Source organism: Halomonas sp. PR-M31, from assembly GCF_001039575.1.
In the GTDB taxonomy this organism is placed as follows: Bacteria; Pseudomonadota; Gammaproteobacteria; order Pseudomonadales; family Halomonadaceae; genus Modicisalibacter.
In genome coordinates this window covers 1-17653 of sequence record NZ_JIBT01000006.1, presented here as the reverse complement: position 1 = coordinate 17653, position 17653 = coordinate 1, and the positions used below count along the sequence as shown (strand labels likewise).

Annotated in this window: 17 protein-coding genes; 11 read left to right on the top strand and 6 right to left on the bottom strand. The window is 60.9% G+C overall.

Translation table 11 applies throughout. The features are described from left to right. The first annotated feature begins 3 nt into the window (after positions 1-3). Genes CH74_RS02530 through CH74_RS02515 form a run of 4 tightly spaced genes read left to right on the top strand, consistent with a single transcriptional unit; the run spans position 4 to position 4404 of the window. The gene (locus CH74_RS02530) at positions 4-2010 is read left to right on the top strand and encodes a (Fe-S)-binding protein (protein WP_048305906.1); all 2007 of its coding nucleotides are present in this window, start codon (positions 4-6) and stop codon (positions 2008-2010) included. Beyond that, positions 2007-3290 carry an electron transfer flavoprotein subunit alpha/FixB family protein gene (locus tag CH74_RS02525; protein ID WP_048305905.1) on the top strand — a complete coding sequence of 428 codons (1284 nt, stop codon included), beginning with the start codon at positions 2007-2009 and terminating at the stop codon, positions 3288-3290. The genes CH74_RS02530 and CH74_RS02525 overlap by 4 nt, the downstream gene beginning before the upstream one ends. Then, a complete protein-coding gene (locus CH74_RS02520) occupies positions 3280-4113 on the top strand; it encodes an electron transfer flavoprotein subunit beta (RefSeq protein ID WP_048305904.1) in 834 nt (277 codons plus the stop codon). Before CH74_RS02525 ends, CH74_RS02520 begins: the two co-directional genes overlap by 11 nt. Before the next feature lie 51 nt (positions 4114-4164). After that, positions 4165-4404: a hypothetical protein gene (locus CH74_RS02515; RefSeq protein ID WP_048305903.1), complete on the top strand. Its 240-nt coding sequence runs from the start codon at positions 4165-4167 to the stop codon at positions 4402-4404. 38 nt (positions 4405-4442) lie between these two features. Here the strand turns inward: CH74_RS02515 and CH74_RS02510 are convergent, their stop codons facing one another. The 3 genes from CH74_RS02510 to CH74_RS02505 form a co-directional block, all read right to left on the bottom strand. Then, positions 4443-6386, bottom strand: coding sequence for an FAD-dependent oxidoreductase (locus CH74_RS02510; protein ID WP_367379077.1), 1944 nt, complete (start codon positions 6384-6386; stop codon positions 4443-4445). Further along, on the bottom strand, positions 6326-6490 hold the full coding sequence (locus CH74_RS19920; protein ID WP_367379076.1) for a hypothetical protein: 165 nt from the start codon (positions 6488-6490) through the stop codon (positions 6326-6328). Before CH74_RS19920 ends, CH74_RS02510 begins: the two co-directional genes overlap by 61 nt. A 185-nt stretch (positions 6491-6675) precedes the next feature. After that, positions 6676-7959: an SRPBCC family protein gene (locus CH74_RS02505; protein ID WP_048305902.1), complete on the bottom strand. Its 1284-nt coding sequence runs from the start codon at positions 7957-7959 to the stop codon at positions 6676-6678. A 275-nt stretch (positions 7960-8234) separates the two neighbouring features. Here CH74_RS02505 and CH74_RS02500 point away from each other — a divergent pair, with 275 nt between their 5' ends. After that, positions 8235-9341, top strand: a complete 1107-nt coding sequence (locus tag CH74_RS02500) for a hybrid-cluster NAD(P)-dependent oxidoreductase (RefSeq protein ID WP_048305901.1) — start codon at positions 8235-8237, stop codon at positions 9339-9341. A gap of 121 nt (positions 9342-9462) precedes the next feature. Here CH74_RS02500 and CH74_RS02495 read toward each other — a convergent pair whose 3' ends face one another. Next, entirely contained in the window at positions 9463-10419 is a 957-nt protein-coding gene (locus CH74_RS02495) for a calcium/sodium antiporter (protein ID WP_048305900.1), read from the bottom strand. A 225-nt stretch (positions 10420-10644) separates the two neighbouring features. Between CH74_RS02495 and CH74_RS02490 the strand changes: the two genes are divergently transcribed. Beyond that, positions 10645-11277 carry a cell wall hydrolase gene (locus tag CH74_RS02490; RefSeq protein WP_048305899.1) on the top strand — a complete coding sequence of 211 codons (633 nt, stop codon included), beginning with the start codon at positions 10645-10647 and terminating at the stop codon, positions 11275-11277. Here CH74_RS02490 and CH74_RS19915 read toward each other — a convergent pair. Together CH74_RS19915 and CH74_RS18910 are read right to left on the bottom strand one after the other, a co-directional pair. Next, positions 11247-11438: a LysR family transcriptional regulator gene (locus tag CH74_RS19915; RefSeq protein WP_367379081.1), complete on the bottom strand. Its 192-nt coding sequence runs from the start codon at positions 11436-11438 to the stop codon at positions 11247-11249. The two genes, CH74_RS02490 and CH74_RS19915, sit on opposite strands and share 31 nt — an antisense overlap. 323 nt (positions 11439-11761) lie before the next feature. Then, positions 11762-12061 carry a hypothetical protein gene (locus tag CH74_RS18910; RefSeq protein WP_216594701.1) on the bottom strand — a complete coding sequence of 100 codons (300 nt, stop codon included), beginning with the start codon at positions 12059-12061 and terminating at the stop codon, positions 11762-11764. Positions 12062-12171: 110 nt separating this feature from the next. On the opposite strand from CH74_RS18910, the gene CH74_RS02485 reads away from it, so the two are divergent. From CH74_RS02485 to CH74_RS02465, 5 genes are all read left to right on the top strand, one after another. Next, positions 12172-13149 (top strand): pyridoxal-dependent decarboxylase, encoded by a 978-nt coding sequence (locus CH74_RS02485; protein ID WP_216594696.1) that lies wholly within the window; start codon positions 12172-12174, stop codon positions 13147-13149. A gap of 34 nt (positions 13150-13183) precedes the next feature. Beyond that, entirely contained in the window at positions 13184-14500 is a 1317-nt protein-coding gene (hisD, locus tag CH74_RS02480) for a histidinol dehydrogenase (RefSeq protein ID WP_301280845.1), read from the top strand. A gap of 14 nt (positions 14501-14514) precedes the next feature. Then, entirely contained in the window at positions 14515-15705 is a 1191-nt protein-coding gene (locus CH74_RS02475) for a DegT/DnrJ/EryC1/StrS aminotransferase family protein (RefSeq protein WP_048305898.1), read from the top strand. Beyond that, entirely contained in the window at positions 15702-16427 is a 726-nt protein-coding gene (locus CH74_RS02470) for an aspartate/glutamate racemase family protein (RefSeq protein ID WP_048305897.1), read from the top strand. Before CH74_RS02475 ends, CH74_RS02470 begins: the two co-directional genes overlap by 4 nt. A 201-nt stretch (positions 16428-16628) precedes the next feature. Next, positions 16629-17507 carry an amino acid ABC transporter substrate-binding protein gene (locus CH74_RS02465; RefSeq protein WP_048305896.1) on the top strand — a complete coding sequence of 293 codons (879 nt, stop codon included), beginning with the start codon at positions 16629-16631 and terminating at the stop codon, positions 17505-17507. Positions 17508-17653: the final 146 nt, after the last annotated feature.

The following is a 17653-nucleotide window of genomic DNA, read 5'->3' as shown; positions in this document are numbered from 1 at the left end:
CCGATGCTCGATATCCTACTGCCGATTTTGATCTTCGCTGCCCTGGCACTGGCGGCCATCGGTGCCCTACGGCGTGTGCGTCTTTGGCGCCAGGGGCGTCCTTCGCCGGTGCCCATTGCCAAGGGCCTGGCGGCGATGCCGCGGCGCTATCTGGTCGATCTGCACCATGTGGTGGCCCGGGACAGGTACATCTCCAACACCCATGTGGCCACTGCCGGCGGATTTGTGGCAGCGGCGGTGCTAATGGTCCTGGTACATGGCCTGGGTCTCGGTTCTTCACAAAAGCTAGAGGGCGTGCTGGGCTGGTTGCTGCTGGCGGCGAGTGCCTGCATGTTCGTTGGTAGTCTGTTCGTCGCCGAGCGTCGGCGACCGCCGCCGCCACGGCTCTCAAAGGGGCCCTGGATGCGTTTGTCCAAGAGTCTGATGGCGTTTTCGCTGGGCGTGTTCGTGATCACCTTGCCAAGCGTTGGAATATTGCCTGCGGATCTGGGCAGCTGGATAGCAGCGCTGGTGCTGGCCGGCATCGTGACCTGGGGCTTGGCGGAAATGGTGTTCGGCATGACCTGGGGCGGGCCGATGAAACATGCCTTTGCCGGCGCCCTGCATCTGGCGTTTCACCGCCGCCCCGAACGGTTTTCCACAAAAGAAGGTGGGACTGGGCGCTCCACCGGCCTCAAGGCCTTGGACCTGAATGACGAGCGGGCGCCTCTTGGGGTGGGGGCGCCCAAGGATTTCACCTGGAATCAGCTGCTGGGTTTTGATGCCTGCGTACAGTGCGGGCGTTGCGAGGCCGTCTGCCCGGCCTTTGCCGCCGGTCAGCCGCTCAATCCCAAGAAGCTGATCCAGGACATGGTGGTGGGCATGGTGGGCGGCAGCGATGCCCATTACGCGGGTTCCCCCTACCCGGGCAAGCCGATCGGCGAGCATGCCGGCGACCCCCACGGGCCCATCGTGGCGCGTCCCTTTGCAAATGGCGGCACGGCGCTTGTCGACGCCGATACCCTCTGGTCCTGCACCACCTGCCGTGCCTGTGTCGAAGAATGCCCGATGATGATCGAGCACGTCGACGCCATCGTCGACATGCGCCGCTTCTTGACCCTGGAGCGCGGCAATACGCCCAACAAGGGCGGCGACGTGCTCGACAACCTGATCGCCACCGACAACCCTGGTGGCTTCGATCCTGGGTCGCGGCTCAACTGGGCGGCGGATCAGAACCTGCCGCTGATGGCGGACAGGCAAGAGGCCGAAGTATTGCTATGGCTGGGTGACGGCGCCTTCGACATGCGCAATCAGCGCACCCTGCGCGCCTTGGCCAAAGTATTGCGGGCCGCCGAGGTCGACTTCGCGGTACTGGGCAATGAAGAGCGGGACAGCGGTGATGTGGCCCGGCGACTGGGTGACGAGGCCACCTTCCAGCGCCTCGCCAAGCGCAATATTGCCACGCTTTCTCGGTATCGCTTCACACATATCCTCACCTGCGATCCGCATAGTTTTCATGTATTGAAAAATGAATACGGTGCCTTGGGCGGCCACTACAGCGTCTTCCACCACAGCACCTACATCGCCGAGCTGTTCGACAGCGGGCGATTAAATCTGAAGGCCTGGAAAGGCGGCAGCGTGACCTATCACGATCCCTGCTACCTGGGCCGCTACAACGGCGAGTACGAGGCGCCGCGGCGCGTGCTTCAGGCGCTGGGTATCGAGGTCAAGGAAATGGCGCGCTCGGGCTATCGCTCGCGCTGCTGCGGTGGCGGCGGCGGCGCGCCGATCACCGACATTCCCGGCAAGCGGCGCATTCCCGACATGCGCATGGAGGACGTAGGCGAAACCGGCGCCGAGCTGGTGGCGGTGGGCTGCCCCCAGTGCACCGTCATGCTGGAAGGTGTGGTGAATACCAGCGCCGAGGTACGCGATATCGCCGAGCTGGTGGCCGAGGCTTTGAATGAAGACCCCGCTCCAGGCCGCGCGACCCATCGTACCCAGCAAAGCGAGGAGGCATTGGTGTCATGAAAGATGATCTACGCCGCGACCCGCGTAAGGAGTGGATTGCCCGTAACCGACTGCATCCCGATCATCAGCGGGTGCTGGCCGAGCTGGGGCGAGGGGCGGCGTCTGCCGAATGGCTCGGCCCCAACGGCCTGACACGCCGCGATCCGCATGCCGTGGGCTTCATCGGCCCTAGTGGCCTCAAGCGTATCGACCGCAGCGGCACCCAGCAGGCCGCCACGGCAAGCGACACCCGCCAGCGCGGCGCAGCGGTGGATGCGCGCAAATGGATTGACATCGAGACGCCGGCCTTTGTGGTCGCCGTAGTGCCCGACATGAGCGCAGGGCGTCTGTCGTCCCAGGATCGCGATGTGCTGGGCCTGGCGCGCAGGCTTGCCGACGCGGATCCGCAGCGTCCCGGGGCGGTACTGGCCGTGCTCTTCGGCGAACACAAGGAGGATAGCCTGGGTGAGGCCGGCATCGATCGTCTGCTGCATCTCGATGACGACGCCTTTGCGGGTTACACGCCGGAAGCGCGACTGGCGGCGTTGCTGGCAGTAGAACGGCAATGGGCGCCGCGTTATTGGCTGCTGCCGGACTCCGCCCTAGGCGGTGCCGACCTGGGACGACGGCTGGCGGCCCGACTCGGCGAGCGTCCGGCCACCGGCGTCTGGCAGCTGAATGCGGATGCAGGCAACGGGGGCTGGCAGTGTCTCGCTCGAGGCGCGGCAGGGACCAGCGACATTCAGCGGCCGCTACCGCGGGTGGTGCTGGCGCTTGCCGAATGTGCCGAACCGGTCTATGAGGCGCGTCATGCGGCGCGCCCCGTTGAGCTTGCCCAGAAGCTGCCCGAGACGCTCTCGCGCATCAGGGATATGGGCGCGGTGGCCGTCGATCCTGCAGGAGTGTCGCTCGCCGAGGCCGAGTTTATCCTGTCCGCCGGCAATGGCGTCAAGAATTGGGAAGGCTACCACCGCGCCGCGGAGGTGCTGCAGGCGACCAAGGGGGCATCCCGGGTGGCGGTGGACGATGGCTTCATGCCACGGGATCGCCAGGTCGGGGCGACCGGCACCTGGGTCACCGCCCGGGTCTATGTGGCGGTAGGAATCAGCGGCGCCATTCAGCACCTGCAAGGCATACAGAGCTGCGACAAGGTCGTGGCGATCAATTCCGATGGCGGCTGCGACATGGTCAAGCGCGCCGATCTTGCCGTGCTGGGCGATGCGTCCCAGATCCTCGAGGCGCTGGTGGCGCTGGTCGAGCAGTATCGGCAACAGCAGCAGGAGTCACGTGATGCCGCATGATACGAACTCTCCGACCAGTGCTCGGAAGCAAGCACACATCAGTGAGCAACCAAGCGTCGCGGTGCTCATCTCGCTGGGTCGTCATCCGCTGACCGGCCGGGCCCGGCGCGCCGATCAGGATGCGCGCGCCGTGGAGATGGCACTGTCCTTGGGCGACGCACAGCCCCGATTGCTGCATGCGGGGCAGCTTGATCAGGACAGTGAGGCCGCCCTGCGAGCTTATCTGGGCATGGGGTTCGATGCGCTCGAATTGATTGAGCAAGAACAAGGGGCCGATGTGATTGCGGCCCTGAGCGACAGGCTGCGCGAAACCGCCCCGCAACTCGTGTTGACCGGCGCCCGGGCGGAAACCGGTGAAGGGTCCGGTTTGCTGCCATACCTGCTGGCCGACGCCCTGGGGTGGCCGATCGTGGCCGGCCTGGCCTCGATAGAGCGCATCGAGCAGGGCGAGGCCACGCTGCTACAGGCACTGCCCCGGGGCCAGCGACGGCGCCTGCGGGTGCGCCTGCCGGCGATTGTCACCGTGGATAGCAGCGCGCCGGCCGCGCGCCAGAGCGCCTTTGGCCCGGCCCGGCGCGGCGTTTTCGAGCCTGTGGCACATGCCAGTGTGCAGGACGCGGCTTTCGCCGAGTGGCGGGTACAGCCGGCGCGCAAACGGCCCAAGCGCCTCAAGATCATCAAGGCGACCTCGGCACGGGACCGCTTCAAGGCCGCCGCGGCCAAGGCCGAAGGCGGCGGTGGTCAGATACTGGCGGATGTGACGCCGGAACAGGGCGCCGAGGCGATCTTCAGATTGCTCCAGGAAGAAGGCGTGTTGCGCTGACGTGTTGCATACTGACACGCAGCTAAAATTACCAGCACAAGGTGATACGCCATGATGATTGCCGAATTGATCGATGATGATGATTTTCGGGCGCGACTAGTAAACTTAGGGGTTGCCATTCCCGCCGATGCGGACCCCGAAGAATGCGCTCGCAGGACCTTGCATCAGCACATTCAAGGCGAGGTGCCCGGTTTGCAGAGGCTGGTTGAGGAGCTGATGAGCAAGTCCGACATACTGCTGCCTGAGGTGCGTCAAGTCATTGAGCGTTTCCTGCTACCGGCACTTCGCTAAAGTCTCCAGGCACTTGGCTAAAGTCTCCAAACACCTGGCTAAAGTCCCAGTGCCAGGCGCAACCCATCATAAACCGCCGCATGCACGTTGCGGCTGGCGACAGCATCGCCGATGCGAAAGAGCTGGAAACGCCCCAGCGGGTTGGTGCGCTTTGCTTGTGGGGCATGAGCGATGAAGGCGTCGATGTCCAGCTCGCCGCCGTTGCTCGATAAGGGTTTCAGCGCAAAATAGAGCTCATCCAGCGGGGCGGTGCCATGCTCGACGATAACGCGATCAACGCTCAGCGTTTGCCGCGTGTCGCTGCAGTACGGGCTGCTCAGGGATGCTTGCAAGCCGTCAGGGGTCGATTCGACCCGGCACAGGAAGCGGTTGAGATGAATCTGCGCCCCGCCACGATCGAACGCCTGAAAGTACGCAGGGAAGTTGGTGCCGCCGACCTCGATACCCAGGGTGCGCTCCGGGGTGGCGATGTGGACATGAGCGCCATGATTGATCAGATGTTCCGCGGCGGAAAGTGCGGGGTAGCCACCGTGATCGTCGAACACCAGCACCCGCTCGCCGGCGCGTACCGGGTCCGCCAGGGCGTCCCAGCTCGACTGCACCAGTGACTCGCCGGCCTGGAGTTCGGGATGCACCTGGGGCAAGCCGCCGGTGGCGAGGATCACCACGTCGGGCTCGAAGGCCAGGACGTCGTCAGCCTCGGCGTAGCAGTTGAACTGTAGCGCAACACCCAGACGCTGGCATTCAGCGAGCCGCCATTCGGTGATGCCGAGCATCTCGCGACGACGTTCGAGCAGGCTGGCGATGCGGACCTGGCCGCCGGCCATGTCGTTGGCCTCGACCAGGGTGACCCGATGACCGCGCTCGGCGCTGGCGCGTGCTGCTTCGAGCCCCGCGGGGCCGGCGCCGATCACCACCACATGGCGTGGTGCGTCGACGTCCCGGGCGATCACGTGGGGCAGGCTTCCCTCGCGACCGGTGGCCGGGTTATGAATGCAGTAGGCGGCGCCGTTCTCGTAGATGCCGTCGATACAGTAGCCGGCCCCCACGCAAGGGCGAATGCGTTCCTCCTCGCCGGATTCGATCAGCGCGGTGATATTCGGCTCCGCCATGTGGGCGCGAACCATTCCCACCAGATCGAGCAGGCCTTCACGAATGGCGTAGCGCGCCGTGGCCACGTCGTTGATGCGTGACGCATGCAACACCGGCAGCCCGGTGGCGCGGCGTACTTCACCGACGAAGGTCAGATGCGGCGCGGTGGGCGCCCCCATGTTGGGAATCACCTCCGCCAACCCTGCATCGGAGTCGATGTGGCCACGAATCACGTTGAGGAAGTCGATGGCCCCGCCCTGTTCGAGCAACCGGCAGACCTCCAGTCCTTCGTCGCGCCCTAGACCGTGCGGCAACAGCTCATCGACCACCAGGCGGATACCGACGAGAAAATCGGGACCGACCGCGGCGCGCACGGCGTCGATGACCATCAGCGGGAAGCGCAGGCGGTTGACCAGTTCTCCACCCCAGGCGTCGTCGCGGCGGTTGGTCCAGGGTGACAGGAAGCCGTCGAAGAAATGCCCATAGGCCTCGATCTCGATGCCGTCGAGACCGGCGGCCTGGCAGCGCGCGGCACCATCGGCGTAGGCCCTGGCGATACGCTCAAGATCGTGCTCCTCGGCGACCTTGGGAAAGGCGCGATGAGCGGGCTCGCGCAGCCCAGAGGCGGCGATCACCGGCAGCCAGTCGCCGGCGTTGTAGCGGGTGCGTCGGCCCAGGTGGGTGACCTGGCACATGATCGCGCAATCGTAGTGGTGCACGGCGTCGGCGAGTTCACTGAGCCAGGGAACGATTTCGTCCTTGTACAGCAACAGATTGCCGAAGGCCGGGGGGCTGTCCGGGGCGACCACTGCGCTGCCGCCGACCATGGTCATGGCCATGCCGCCCCGGGCCTTTGCTTCGTGGTAAAGCCGGTAGCGCGCCTTGGGCATGCCTCTTCGGAATAAGCCGGCTCATGAGCGGCGCTGACGATGCGGTTCTTGAGGGTCAGGTGGCGTAGCGAAAAAGGCTGCAGCAGCGGATCGCGGGTGTTCATCAGGGGACTCCAGGCAAGAACAGCGCAAATCTCTTGGGGCTAATTCCGTCGACAGGCCGTATCTACTTTTGCCATCTGACCGCCATGGATGGCGGAAATGCCGGAATTGCATGGAGCATTTTCCGGCCATGGCAAAAGACCTCCGTCTGGATCAGCCTGCCGGCAACCCAGCAGGCGTTTCCGGGCTAGCCTCTGGCCAAGTGCAGCGAAGGCGCTTCGTCACTGAGATTCGCCAGCATGCGCTCGCTGTACCAGTCGACGAAATCGATCACGCCGAACTCGAAGGTCTCAGAGTAGGGGCCGGGCTGATAGGCCACGGAGTTGATGCCGCGCTGGTTGTCCTCGGTGATACGCCGATCCTGCAGATTGGTGGCATCCCATACCTTGCGCATTTCCACCGGGTCGTAATCGACGCCTTCCACCGCATCCTTGTGCACCAGCCATTTGGTGGTCACCAGGGTCTGCTGCGGGCCCAACGGCAGGATGCGGAACACGACGCCATGATCCGCCATGAAGTGGTTCCAGGAGTTGGGCAGATGCAGGATGCGCAGCGCCCCCATTTCCGGGTCCATCATGTTGCCCATCAGCTTCTTGCAGGCTGGCTTGCCGTCCAGGGTCATGGAGCTGGTGCCATCCTTCAGCGGGGTGCGGGTCAGCCGGTTCTGACGACCGAAAAACTGGAGCTGCCAGGCCGCCTCCAACTTGTCCCACTTATCCCGCATACGGGCAACCTGGGTCTTGTAGGCCGGGGTGGCACGCACGTCCTCGGTGTCGTCGAACTCCAGCAGCGAGTTCATCAGCTCCGGGTGAGAACCGTTGCAGTGATAGCACTCGCGATTGTTTTCGACCACCAGCTTCCAGTTGGCCTCCTCGACGATATGGGACTGGGCCGCCACCTTGACGTTGTCCATCTGGTGGGGTGCCAGATAGTGCTCGAGCTGAGTCAGAAATTCGCTATTGTCAGCGGGTTCTTCAGCCAGGCTGACGAAGATATAGCCGCCGGCGGTGCTCACATGAATTGGCTTCAGACGGTAGTCCGCAGGATTGAAGCTTTTCCCCATGTCGCCGGCGAACAGCAGGCGGCCATCCAGCTCATAGGTCCACTGATGATAGGGGCATACCAGCTTGGCGACCTTGCCTTTTTCAGCGGCACATAGGCGTGACCCGCGGTGGCGGCAGACGTTGTGAAAGCCCTGTATGACGCCGTTGTCGCCCCGCAGGATGATGATCGGATTGTTGCCGATCTGCAGGGTCATGAAGTTGCCCTTGGCAGGAATCTCGCAGGTCATGCCGGCGAACAGCCACTCCTTCTCGAAGATCTCTTGCAGGTCCAGGGCGTAGATTTGCTCGTCGATGTAGAGCGGTTGAGGCAACGAAAATTTCGGGAGGCGCGTGTTCAGCAGTTCAGTGGCGGCCTCGCGTGCCTGGGCCAGAGAATCATTCAAACCGGAATGAGCGATCAGATTCATGTCGAGGGTCCTCATCCATCACCGGGGGGCGTTAAGTACGGTGATGATGTCAATATTATTGTTAGGTGGTATTCGAGCTGAGTGTGGAGCAAGTCTTGATAGCGCAGTTGTCCATGTGCGACGCGGGACGATTCATGGACGACCTGGGGGATAAAAATACGCCGTTCGACTGGCTGTTTGAGGTATGCCGGTGTCGCTGAGAGACAAGTTGGTCTCAAGCGGTATGCGCAGAATGCGAGCATGAGCAGGTTGAAAGGGACAGGACGGGAATAACAATGGCAATGAATTTCTTGAACCCAGTTACTACCCAGACCTGGACCAATGGCCGTCACCTGGTGCGCTGTGTCAAGACGATCCAGGAAACCGCGGACGTGCGCACCTTCTGCTTCATGGCTGAGCAGCCGCTACTTTATTTCTTCAAGCCCGGCCAGTTCGTCACCCTGGAGCTTGATATCGGTGGCGAGCAAATCATGCGCTCTTATACCATCTCAAGCTCTCCTTCGATCCCCTACAGTTTTTCGATCACCGTCAAACGCATGCCCGGGGGAAAGGTCTCCAACTGGCTGCACGATTCGCTCAAGGAAGGAGACGAGCTGGCGGTACATGGGCCCGTAGGCAACTTCAACATCATGGATTTTCCCGCGGACAAGCTGCTGTTTCTCTCTGGAGGCGTGGGTATCACACCGCTGATGTCCATGACCCGCTGGCTGTTTGATACCAATGCCAGTGTCGACGTCGAGTTCATCCATAGCGCACGGGCGCCCCGGGATGTGATCTATCATCGCGAACTCATTCACATGTTCTCGCGGCTTCCGGAGTTCAAGCTGCATGTGATCTGTGAAAACAAGGACGATATCGGTGAAACCTGGGCTGGCTACCGGGGCTACCTGACCCAGCCCATGCTGGAGCTAATGGCCCCGGACTATCTCGAACGGGAGATCTTCTGCTGCGGCCCCGCGCCCTACATGAACGCGATCAAGCATATCCTGCGAAATAATGGCTTCGATATGAGTCATTACCACGAAGAGCTTTTTGGTGCCACGCCGTTGGAAGTGCGCGAGGAGGTGCTGGAGCTGGCAGAGCAGGCCGAAGCCGCCGCGGAAGAGATCGACTATGCCGAAATGCTTAGTATCGAATTTGCCGGCTCCGGCAAGAGCGTGCGCATTCAACCTGATGAGACGATCCATGCTGCCGCTGCCAAGCTGGGCCTGCACATTCCCAAGGCCTGCGGCATGGGCATCTGTGGCACCTGCCGGGTAGGCATCAAATCCGGGGAGGTGGAAATGGATCATAACGGCGGCATTACCGACGATGATATCGAGGCGGGGTATATCCTCTCTTGCTGCAGTAGGCCAAAAGGCAATGTGGTGGTGGATTTTTAAGCGACCGGCCCGATATATAGCAATGTCAAGTAGCGAGGCAATCATCCGGTTCGCGCTAGCTGCTACTCACCATTGTAGCAATCCTGCACGCCCTGGTGTATGAGCTCAGGTAGATGGCCGATTAAAACATCGTGAAGCTCAGCCATATATAGACGGCGTAGCTCGCCAGCAGAACAGCCCCTTCTATGCGAGACAAGCGCAGTCCGGTGTAGAGAAAGACCATTAACACGCCTGCCGAACCCAGCAAGATCCACTGATCGAACGCCTGGATACGCGCTGCCAAGGGCAAGGGCTGCAGAAACGCCGAGACGCCGAGAATGCCTAGTAGGTTGAAGATGTTGCTGCCCAGGATATTGCCCACGGCTACATCCGCCTGGCGTCTCAACGCGGCGATGGCGGAAACGGCAAGTTCCGGCAGGGAGGTGCCCACCGCCACCAGCGTTAGGCCTATCACCGCCTCAGGGATGCCTGCGGCCTGGGCGATGCCAATGGCGCCGTAGAGCAACAGACGCGAGCCGCCGATCAATAGCGCCAGTCCCCCTACCAGAGCAAGACCGATGAAGAACCAGCTGCGCGGGAGCGCACTTACCGTCTCCGCCTCGGCGTTATGCACTTCCGCTGCGGGGTCATGCTGGCCGCTCTCGCTACGATAGGCCCAGATCAGATAGACGACCAGGCAGGTAAGGAAGATGGCTGCATCGGTGCGCCCCAGGGTGCCGCTCATGGAGAGCAGGAGGAACAGGATACTGGCGGCTACCACTACCAGCCCATCGCGTCTCAGCGCCAGGGGTTGCACCGTCAATGGTGTGATCAGCGCGCATAGCCCGAGGATCAGCAAGGTGTTGCCGATATTGCTGCCGACGATGTTACCGACGGCAATGTCCGGCTGCGCGTTGAGCGACGCATTCACCGATACCACAAGCTCCGGCATGGAAGTGCCAAAACCCACGATCACAAGCCCGGTCAAAAGCGGCGATACCCCCAGGCGCTTGGCTGCTGCTATGGCGCCCCGGATCAGGCCTTCACCGCCGAGGGTCAAGACGATAACACCCACGATCAGACTAAGCGCGTAGAGCATTCTGTTTGCCAATAGCTATAGGTATGGCAATCAAATATCACCAAAAATTGGGGCGCGCAATATTATTTTATGAGCCCCAAATTGGTTCGATCGTCTAAGAAATTCATCGCTACCCTGCAGGTGCCAAGCGCGGTTGGCTGTGGCTAAATACTGGTGGCAGCAAACTCGATTTCGTTAGCGCGTCGAGCCGTCACAAGCAGGTTTGTTCCTTCAAGAGGTTTGATCATGTATCAAGGCTGGAAATGGATAGTGACCTTTGTTGCAGTACTTTTTCTTTCTTTTTCCAGTCAAGTATTTGCAGCTGACCGGGCTCAGAAAGCGGAAATTGCCAAGGAAAAAGCGGAGGCACTGGAGCAGACGGTTGTGACGGAAGGCAGTGATATAAATCCTCCCGATTCCCTGGTGATCACCAAACCCGGGGTGCAAGCCGTCGATCCGACCGGGACGGCCCCCCTGGATGATCCGATTACCTGTCTTGCCCGGGCCATCTACTGGGAGGCCCGGGGCGAAAGCGTTGCCACCATGGAGGCCGTCGCCAGTGTGGTGATCAATCGCCTGGGTCATGAAGGCTTTCCGGAAACGGTATGTGAGGTAGTCAGGCAAGGTGGCGAGCAGGGAAGCTGCCAGTTCTCCTGGTGGTGCGATGGCCGTATGGATCATGCGCAAAACGAGCAGTCTTATACCTTTGCCAAGGAAATTGCGCGACGAGCCCTCAATGGGCAACTGCCAGACAGAATCGATGGCGCCCTGTATTTCCATCAGCGGCAAATATCGCCGGGCTGGGGCAGGAACTTCATCAAGACGAATCAAATTGGTGATCTTGTCTTCTACAAACTTCGTGAAGGCGTAGCACCCTGAGGCCTGCTCATAAGGAACGTTGGCGCTAGCCTATCCCGATCAAACCGAAGGCGGTGTCTCTTGCATTGTGGTCGCTCCTTCAATTGGCGAATGCGACGCGAAAAGGCCGGCTGGGTAACATGGCGTCGTTCGGCTGCCTTGAAAAACGTGCCCGTCTCGATGATGCCAACACGTTTTCTACATCCTCCCTCACGGCGTGGTAATCATCTGGCACGCCGACGCTCACTACTGCAAAGCTTTACAAGCAGCCCATGATCTCGACCTTGTCCGCTGGCATGAATCCGTATGCTGGGTCCTGGCTCATGGTACTGTTGTTTTCGACACTTACGAGCTGGCATAGAGAGTACGAGACGGCGTCCGATAACGCGCCTGTGCTTTCCTGATCCTCCGAAGGTATATCCTCATGAATTCCTCACAACCCCCCGAAGACTTGTCTCTTGATCCCGACGACTGGGATGAATTTCGAGCGCTTGCCCATAAGATGCTAGATGCCGCGGTCGATAAGATGCAGGTCGCCCGCCAAGGCCGCGTCTGGAATGAAGTGCCGCCGGAAATGAAGCAGTTGCTTCAAGCTGAACTGCCGATCAATGGCCAGGGGGCGGCAGCGACCCAGCAGCAGATCGAGGCCTTGCTGCCTTACGGCATCGGCAATACCCACCCGCGGTTTTTTGGCTGGGTGCATGGGTCCGGCACCCCGGGAAACCTGATCGCCGAGATCGCGGTGGCGGCGATGAATGCCAATCTGGGCGGTCGAGACCACGGCGCGATGTACGTGGAAAAACAAGTGGTGAAATGGTGCCGGGAATTGTTCGAGTTCCCCGAGACCGCCAGCGGCTTGATCGTGTCCGGTACATCGATTGCGACCGTGATTGCCTTGAAGGTGGCAAGGGATCGGTGTCTCGATTTTGCCAGTCGCACGCAGGCGTCGGCGACGCACCGCTGGTCGGCTACACGTCTACGCAGACCCACTCCTGCGTCGCACGTGCCTTCGATATTCTGGGTCTCGGTGCGGATGCCTTACGTAAGATTCCGGTCAACGATCGTTTCCAGATCGATGTGGACGCGCTTGAAACCGCGATCGCCACGGATCGGGCAGAAGGGCGCACGCCGTTTGCCATCATCGGCACTGCCGGCGCGGTCAATGTCGGCGCGATCGATGACCTGGAAGCCATTGCAGATCTCGCGGCCCAGGAAGGCCTATGGTTTCACGTTGACGGTGCGTTCGGTGCCACTGGCGTTCTCAGTGATCGGCTTCGCCCGCGCCTGAGCGGATTGAAACGCGCCGATTCTCTGGCGTTCGATTTTCACAAGTGGCTGCATGTCAACTACGACGCCGGCTTCGTCCTCATCCGGTCCGAAGACGCCCACCGCCGAACATTTTCCGATCGTCCTGACTACCTCAAGGGGGCTGACCGAGGCATGGCCGCCGGCAACCCTTGGCCGGTGGAGTATGGCCCCGAACTGTCCCGTGGCTTTCGAGCGCTCAAGATCTGGGCCCAGCTCAATGAACACGGCACTGACAAACTGGGTCAGCTGATCACGCGCAACTGCGATCAGGCGGCTTATCTGGCAGAACAGGTCGCGACTCAGTCGAATATGGAAGTGTTGGCGCCGGTCGCGATGAATATCTGCTGCTTTCGCTATGTCCATCCCAAGTTGGATTCATCTGCGTTGAATCGCTTGAATGAAGAGATCGTCATCCAGCTGCAACTCCAGGGCATCGCTGCCCCCTCGACCACCATTATTCACGACAACACCGCGATCAGGGTCAACATCACGAACCACCGCACGCGATTCGAGGATCTCGATCTGTTGGTAAAAGAGATCGGCAGGATCGGAGCAACGCTGGCCACCGATGCGGATCAATTATAATTTTCCTGGATAGCATGCGAGAGAGGTGACAACAGTGACAATACGACATTTGAAATCCGCCGCCGCATCCTCCGGCGCTGACGCCGAAGATCAGCGCGTCACACAGGCCGTGCGTGACATGCTCGATGATATTCGTGAGCGCGGCGAAGTTGCCGTGCGCGAATATGCGCAGAAATTCGACAACTGGACCGGCGACTTCGTGCTCAGCGATGACAAGCGCCAGGCCTTGATCGCCAAGGTACCGCAAACGGTCAAGGACGATATCGATTTTGCACACCGCCAGATACGCCGTTTCGCCGAAGCCCAGCGGGACAGCCTGCAGGGGTTCGAGATCGAGACCGAGCAGGGCGTCATCCTGGGCCAGCGCATACTGCCGGTGCAGTGTGCAGGTTGTTATATTCCCGGTGGGCGCTACGCCCATGCCGCCTCGGCGCTGATGAGCGTGGCTACCGCCAAGGCCGCCGGGGTGCCCTTCGTGGTGGCCTGTTCGCCGCCGCGTGGTGACAGCATCGATCCCGCGGTGACTTACGCGCTCGACGTGGCCGGCGCCGACATGATTCTCGAAATGGGCGGCGTGCATGCCATGGCCAGCATGGCCTTCGGGCTCTTCACCGGCCGCGAGGCGGATATCCTGGTAGGCCCGGGCAACGCCTATGTGGCCGAGGCCAAGCGTCTGTTGTTCGGCCAGGTGGGCATCGATGTGTTCGCCGGGCCCACGGAGTCGGCGATCATTGCCGACGACAGCGCCGACCCCATGACCATCGCGGTCGATCTGGTTTCCCAGGCGGAACATGGCCCCAACTCCCCGGTGTGGTTGTTCACCGATTCCGAGCGCGTGGGTCGCGCGGTGATCGAACTGCTGCCCAAGGTCGCCGACGATATGCCCAACGCGGACGTGGTGCATGCGGCATGGGAAGATTACGGTGAAGTCATCCTCTGCGACAGTCGCGAAGAGGTTGTCGAGGTCAGTGATCGCTACGCCTGCGAGCACCTGCAGGTGCTGTGCGAAGACCTTCAGTGGTGGAAGCATAATCTGAACAACTACGGCTCGCTGTTTTTGGGTGAGGGCAGCACCGTGACCCACGGTGACAAGTGCTCCGGCACCAACCATATCCTGCCGACCAAGCGCGCTGGACGGTATAGCGGCGGCCTTAACGTCCAAAAGTTCATGAAGGTGTTGACCACCCAGCAGTTGAGCGAAGAGGCCAACCTGACCTTTAGTGCCGCTGGGTCGCGTATCTCGCGCACCGAAGGCATGGAAGGACACGCCCGCGCCTGCGACTGGCGGCTGCGCAAGTACTTTCCCGAGCAGGAGTGGGACTTCCCGGTTCACGATCAGCAGCGCTACTGAGCAAGGGGGCGGCCATGCACATCTTTTCAAAATCCTTCACCCAGCAGGAGCCGATACCTGAGGCGGCCATCGAGGCAGCAGTGGCTGTGATGCGCAGCGGACGCCTGCATCGCTACAACCTAGCGGAAGGGGAACGCGGCGAAACCGCGCTGCTCGAGCAGGAGTTCGCCGACAGTCTTGGCGTACCTTATTGCCTGGCCTGCGCCTCCGGTGGCTACGCCATGCAGATCGCCCTGCGCGCTGCAGGGTTGCAATTCGGTGACAAGGTGCTGTGTAACGCCTTCACTCTGTCACCGGTCCCGGGCAGTATTCACGGCGCCGGCGGCGTCCCAGTGCTGGTCGATATTCAGGATGACTCCACGGTTGATGTCGACGACCTGCGTCGAGCTGCCGAAGAAAGCGGTGCCCGCTTCTTCCTGCTTTCCCACATGCGCGGTCATATCGGCGACATGCAGGCCATCGTCGCGGCCTGTAACGAACTGGATATCGTGCTGATCGAGGACTGCGCTCATACCATGGGCGCTTCCTGGAAAGGGCAGCCAAGCGGTACCTTCGGCAAGATCGGTTGTTTCAGCACCCAGACCTACAAGCACCTCAACTCCGGCGAGGGTGGGCTGTTGACCACGGACGATCCGGAGATCATGCGCCGCGCGGTCATTCTTTCCGGTTCCTACATGCTTTATGACCGCCATCTGGCGGCTCCAGGCGCTGACAGCTTCGGTGATGTACGCCTGCAGACCCCCAATTGCAGCGGACGCATGGACAATTTGCGCGCTGCGGTGCTGCGGCCTCAATTGGCAGAAATGCCGGATCGGCGAGAGCGCTGGAATCGTCTCTATCGCGTGCTGGAGGAAGGTTTCGGCCAAGAGAAATCGGTTGTCCTGATTCCAAGGCCGCCGGAGGAAGGCTTCGTCGGCAGCTCCATTCAATTTCGTCTGCCTGAACTGTCGCGTGAACGCATCGCCGCCTTCATTGCGGGTTGCGAACGGCGCAGCATACCGCTCAAGTGGTACGGCCAGCACGAGCCCGAGGATTACACCAGTCGCTACGACAGCTGGCGCTATCTGGGCAATACGCGATCAGTCCCTAACACGGAAAAGATGCTGGCCACACTTTGTGATCTACGCATTCCGCTGACCTTCGATGAGGAAGATTGCCGGGCAATCGCACGGCTCATCATTGAAGCACTGCAGGAAAGCGAATGACCGACGCCAGAGCTCCGAGCCCCGCTGCCAAAGCGCATCCCATCGTCGGCGTGATTGGCGGTATGGGCCCGGATGCCACCGTCGAGTTCATGCAGCGGGTCATCAACGCCACTCCGGCCCGGGACGACTCGGATCATATTCACCTGCTGGTCGACAACAATCCTAAGGTGCCGTCCCGCATCAAGGCATTGATCGAAGGGGATGGCGAAAACCCCGGCCCCACGATCGCCGCCATGGCGCAGCGCCTCGAAAACGCCGGGGCTCGATTTCTGGCCATGCCCTGCAATACGGCCCACTACTACTGGGACTATGCTCAAGAAGCCGTCGCCATTCCCGTACTGAACATGATTCAGTTGACCTTGAGTGCCGTGCACACAGCAGCGCCTGGCGCACGGATCGGCATGCTGGCCTCGCCGGCGCTGCGCAAGATCGGCCTCTATGAGCGCTACGCGGATGATGTCGGTCTGACGCTGATGTATCCCCAGGATGAGGATGCGCTGCTCGAGGTCATTCGCGCCGTCAAGCGGGGCGAGAGACGCCACGCAGCTACCCTGGATGGCTTCAATCGCGCTGCCGACGACCTGGATAGACAAGGCGCCGATGTGCTGGTTTTGGCCTGTACCGAGTTATCGGTTATCCAAAGCGACTTGAACACCGCCGTGCCCGTTCATGATTCCTTGCAGATCCTGGCGGAGGAAGTGGTGAGGGCCGTCGAGGGCTGAAACCAAAGTGATTTCCATCGACTATGCAATAAACCAATTGCTCTTGAGTATCTTGGCATGAGCCACATTGGCCGGCGCGTACTAAGATGAATAAGGTTGCCAGTGGCGGACGGTGGCTCGCCTGCGACCGGGCTTTTGAATAGGAATGGTAGAACACCCAACAATAACTGACTGCCTGCTCAACCGAGCAAGGGGATGAAAATGAAAATAACACGTCTCGGAACATTGTTTACCGCCGCAGTGATCGGCCTGTCGACCATCGGCACCGTCGGCGCCCAGGAATTCGGCCCCACCCTCAGCAAGATCAAACAAAGCGGTGTCATCACGATCGGCCACCGCGAGACCTCGGTTCCGTTCTCCTATATCGGCGATGACCAACAACCGGTTGGCTATACGATAGACATCTGCATGCAGATCGTGGACGAGATCAAGAGCGAAATCGGTGTCGACGAGTTGAACATCAGGTGGGTGCCGGTGACGCCCCAGACCCGCATACCGCTGATGACCAACGGCACCCTCAACCTGGAGTGCGGCTCGACCACCAACAACCTGACCCGCCAGCAGCAGGTAGATTACGCTGCTATCACCTATATCACCGGCACGAAGCTGCTGACCAAGAAGGGTAGCGGCATCGTCACGGTTGAGGACCTGTCAGGCAAGCCCATCGCGCTGGCCCAAGGCACCACCAATGAGCGCGTGGTCAAGACCGCCATCCAGGAACTTGGTATCCAGGACGTGAACGTCGTGTCCGTGAGGGATCATGCGGAAGGGTTTTTGGCGTTGCAGACCGACCGCGTGGATGCCTATTCGACCGATGACATCCTGCTCTACGGTTTGATCGCGAAGGCGAGGGACCCCGACACCTACGAGGTAGTGGGCGATTTCCTGTCCTACGATCCCTACGCCATTATGCTCCCGCAGAACGACAGCAAGTTCCGTCTGGTGGTCAACCGCCGGTTGGCCGCACTGTTTCGCACCGGTGAGATCGAGACGATCTACAGCGAGTGGTTCGAGCCCATGGGCGTGCCCATGTCCGACCTCCTGCGCGCCAACTTCAGGATCAACGCCCTACCGAAGTAAGAAGTCCTTTCAACATTGCCTTTTGGGTTGCTTGAAGCAGACCTGTGAGCAGCCCAGCAAGGTGAAGGCATAGCGAATGTCGTCATGGTGTAAACACCCCTGTTTTAGTGGCACCGCCGATTAGAGTTTTCCGCCCGTTGATGTTT

Bases quoted from the DNA above. Each gene is read 5' to 3' on its own strand.
- CH74_RS02530 (WP_048305906.1), top strand. From the start codon at position 4: ATGCTCGATATCCTACTGCCGATTTTGATCTTCGCTGCCCTGGCACTG.
- CH74_RS02525 (WP_048305905.1), top strand. From the start codon at position 2,007: ATGAAAGATGATCTACGCCGCGACCCGCGTAAGGAGTGGATTGCCCGT.
- CH74_RS02520 (WP_048305904.1), top strand. From the start codon at position 3,280: ATGCCGCATGATACGAACTCTCCGACCAGTGCTCGGAAGCAAGCACAC.
- CH74_RS02515 (WP_048305903.1), top strand. From the start codon at position 4,165: ATGATGATTGCCGAATTGATCGATGATGATGATTTTCGGGCGCGACTA.
- CH74_RS02510 (WP_367379077.1), bottom strand. From the start codon at position 6,386: ATGCCCAAGGCGCGCTACCGGCTTTACCACGAAGCAAAGGCCCGGGGC.
- CH74_RS19920 (WP_367379076.1), bottom strand. From the start codon at position 6,490: ATGAACACCCGCGATCCGCTGCTGCAGCCTTTTTCGCTACGCCACCTG.
- CH74_RS02505 (WP_048305902.1), bottom strand. From the start codon at position 7,959: ATGAATCTGATCGCTCATTCCGGTTTGAATGATTCTCTGGCCCAGGCA.
- CH74_RS02500 (WP_048305901.1), top strand. From the start codon at position 8,235: ATGGCAATGAATTTCTTGAACCCAGTTACTACCCAGACCTGGACCAAT.
- CH74_RS02495 (WP_048305900.1), bottom strand. From the start codon at position 10,419: ATGCTCTACGCGCTTAGTCTGATCGTGGGTGTTATCGTCTTGACCCTC.
- CH74_RS02490 (WP_048305899.1), top strand. From the start codon at position 10,645: ATGTATCAAGGCTGGAAATGGATAGTGACCTTTGTTGCAGTACTTTTT.
- CH74_RS02475 (WP_048305898.1), top strand. From the start codon at position 14,515: ATGCACATCTTTTCAAAATCCTTCACCCAGCAGGAGCCGATACCTGAG.
- CH74_RS02470 (WP_048305897.1), top strand. From the start codon at position 15,702: ATGACCGACGCCAGAGCTCCGAGCCCCGCTGCCAAAGCGCATCCCATC.
- CH74_RS02465 (WP_048305896.1), top strand. From the start codon at position 16,629: ATGAAAATAACACGTCTCGGAACATTGTTTACCGCCGCAGTGATCGGC.